The 2,660-nt window shown below is 46.0% G+C and carries 1 protein-coding gene; it reads right to left on the bottom strand.

All coding sequences use genetic code 11. The features are described from left to right. Window positions 1–388: 388 nt before the first annotated feature. Window positions 389–2,440 carry an NAD(P)H-quinone oxidoreductase subunit 5 gene (locus IM479_RS21375; RefSeq protein ID WP_287685914.1) on the bottom strand — a complete coding sequence of 684 codons (2,052 nt, stop codon included), beginning with the start codon at window positions 2,438–2,440 and terminating at the stop codon, window positions 389–391. Window positions 2,441–2,660: the final 220 nt, after the last annotated feature.

Here is a 2,660-nt window from a genome sequence, read left to right as displayed (position 1 = left end):
TCCGTTGTCTTTTAACTCAGCGTCGGGTTTTGAAGGGTTGTCATCCGTTGTGATAATTGTACCAGAAGGCAATTGATAGCCTGTTAAATTCCCTTGTTTCCACCACCTCCAAGCCGTTCGATAACTTATTCCTGTTTTTTTTGCCTAGTATGATAGTTTCGTGTTCACATATTACCATGGCTGGCTATATCTGACTATATTTGTATTGAAACTTTACAATACCATTTTTCTAAAGTAATGGCAGAAATGGTTAATTGCCCTCACCCCCAACCCCTCTCCCAGAACCGATCTATTAATAATTTAGTATTACTGCCTGCTATAAACCAAAAAAACTGCTGAAAAAAGGGGCTTTGCGCCCCTAAAAATCTTTAGTCAAGGGATTAAAAATTTACACCAGACTATAGACAATTACTAAACCCAAAACTGCGGCAAAGACAATTAAAGCATAGAATTGGGCGCGACCATTTTCGAGGTATTTGAGACCTTCACCACTGACAAGAGTAGCTAAACCGGTTAAATTCACTGCCCCATCAATAACGCGATAATCCACTTCCATAATTTGCCGCGCGAGACGACGACAACCCTGGACGAAAACTCGATCATACAGATTGTCAATGTACCATTTGTTCAGGGAAAAACGATACAAAGCGGGGAATTTTTCGGCAATAGTTGCGGGGTCAATTTTCTTCTGGAGATACATCAAAGAAGCGACAGTAATCCCGATTAAAGCAATCCCTACGGAATTACCCGCCATGATTAAAAACTCTGTCCAATCAAAAGCATGAACTTCTTCCACCACTTCGTTAGGAACATGAATAAAACCCTCGAAGAAATTCTGCCAAGGTTTACCCACCAAACCGATTAACAAAGAAGGAACCGCTAAAATCATGAGAGGTAAAGTCATAGTAATTGGCGATTCGTGGGGTTCATGGGCATGATGGCCGTGGTTGTCTTCTTCCTGCGCTTCCGAGTCTAATTGCTTAACATTCATTGCCCCCGGTCCAAAAGCCGGAATCGCACCCGCATTGGCTAACAGTCGGCGTTTAATCTCCTTATTAGTACCTCTAAACTCCCCTTCAAAGGTGTTAAAGTACATCCGGAACATATAAAAAGCCGTTAAACCCGCAGTACCCCAACCGATTAACCATAAAGCTGGGTTCGCCTCAAAAGCTAAACCGAGAATTTCATCCTTCGACCAGAAACCGGCGAAAGGAGGAATCCCACAGATGGCCAGAGTTCCCACCAGGAAAGTTAGGGCAGTAATGGGCATATACTTGCGTAAACCGCCCATCATCCGCATATCTTGCGCTAAAACCGGCTCATGACCGACCACATCCTCCATACCGTGGATGACGGAACCGGAACCGAGGAACAACATCGCTTTAAAATAAGCGTGGGTCATCAGGTGGAATAACCCCGCACTATAAGCGCCGATACCCATAGCCATAACCATGTAACCCAATTGGGAGATGGTGGAATAGGCTAAACCCTTTTTGATATCATTCTGGGTGAGGGCGATACTTGCCCCTAGAAAAGCAGTAAAGGCCCCCGTCCAAGCAATTACCGTCATCGCCGTGGGAATTGGCTCAAAAACGGGATACATCCGGGCAATCAGGAAAACTCCGGCGGCCACCATGGTAGCGGCGTGAATCAGGGCCGAAATCGGGGTCGGACCTTCCATCGCATCCGGTAGCCAGACATGAAGGGGAAACTGGGCTGATTTGGCCACGGGTCCAAGGAAGACTAAAACGGCGAATAATGCCGCTAAACTGCCGGCAATGGCTCCAGAAGAGACTAATTCCTCTAGACGTTCACCCATGATATCAAACTCGAAGCTACCGGTGGCCCAGAAAAGACCCAGCATTCCCAGTAATAAGCCAAAATCGCCGACGCGGTTGGTAACAAAGGCTTTTTGACAGGCATCGGCGGCCGCCGGACGAGTGAACCAGAAACCTACTAGCAGATAGGAACACATCCCCACCAATTCCCAGAAAACGTAGATCTGGACGAGATTGGGACTGATGACCAAACCGAGCATAGAACTGCTAAAAATGCTCAGATAGGCGTAAAAACGCACATAACCGGGGTCGTGGGCCATGTAACCATCGGTATAAATCATCACCAAAAAGGCTACGGTGGTGACGATAACCGACATTAAAGCACTGAGGTGATCGATCGTATAACCCATTTTCAGGTGAAAGTTACCCGCCGATGCCCAATCGATCATTTGGTTGTAGGGAGCGTGTCCATTGATTTGACTCCACAGCAGCGCAAAGGACAGCACCATCGACGCGCCGAGGGTAGAAATGATCAATACAGCATTTACCTGTCGCAGACGATTGGTGGCTTCATTAAAGGAAATTAAGCCCGCGCCGACTAGGGTAGCGCCTACCAAAGGCAGGACGGGAACTAGCCACGCGTACTGATAAAGCGGTTCCATTCAGTAATACCTAGTTTACAATTTCACACTATTTGGTTTATCTTCATCTATTGTGACATAGGTTAATTCTTAAGAAAGTGTTTATCGAAAATTTGGGTTAAAACCCCGTCCTTTTAGGACGGCTTTAAGCTACAATGGAAAAAGCGATAACCAAGCTAAAAACTGAACCTTGACAACAGATAGTAAGGGGTTTCGTTCAGAAAAGACTTCAAATTCGGCC

The sequence above is a fragment of the Microcystis sp. M165S2 genome (assembly GCF_020245885.1).
Lineage (GTDB): Bacteria > Cyanobacteriota > Cyanobacteriia > Cyanobacteriales > Microcystaceae > Microcystis.
This window is presented reverse-complemented; position numbering and strand designations above follow the sequence as displayed.

Coding starts and splice junctions, on each gene's coding strand:
- IM479_RS21375 (WP_287685914.1), bottom strand. CDS start 2,440: ATGGAACCGCTTTATCAGTACGCGTGGCTAGTTCCCGTCCTGCCTTTG.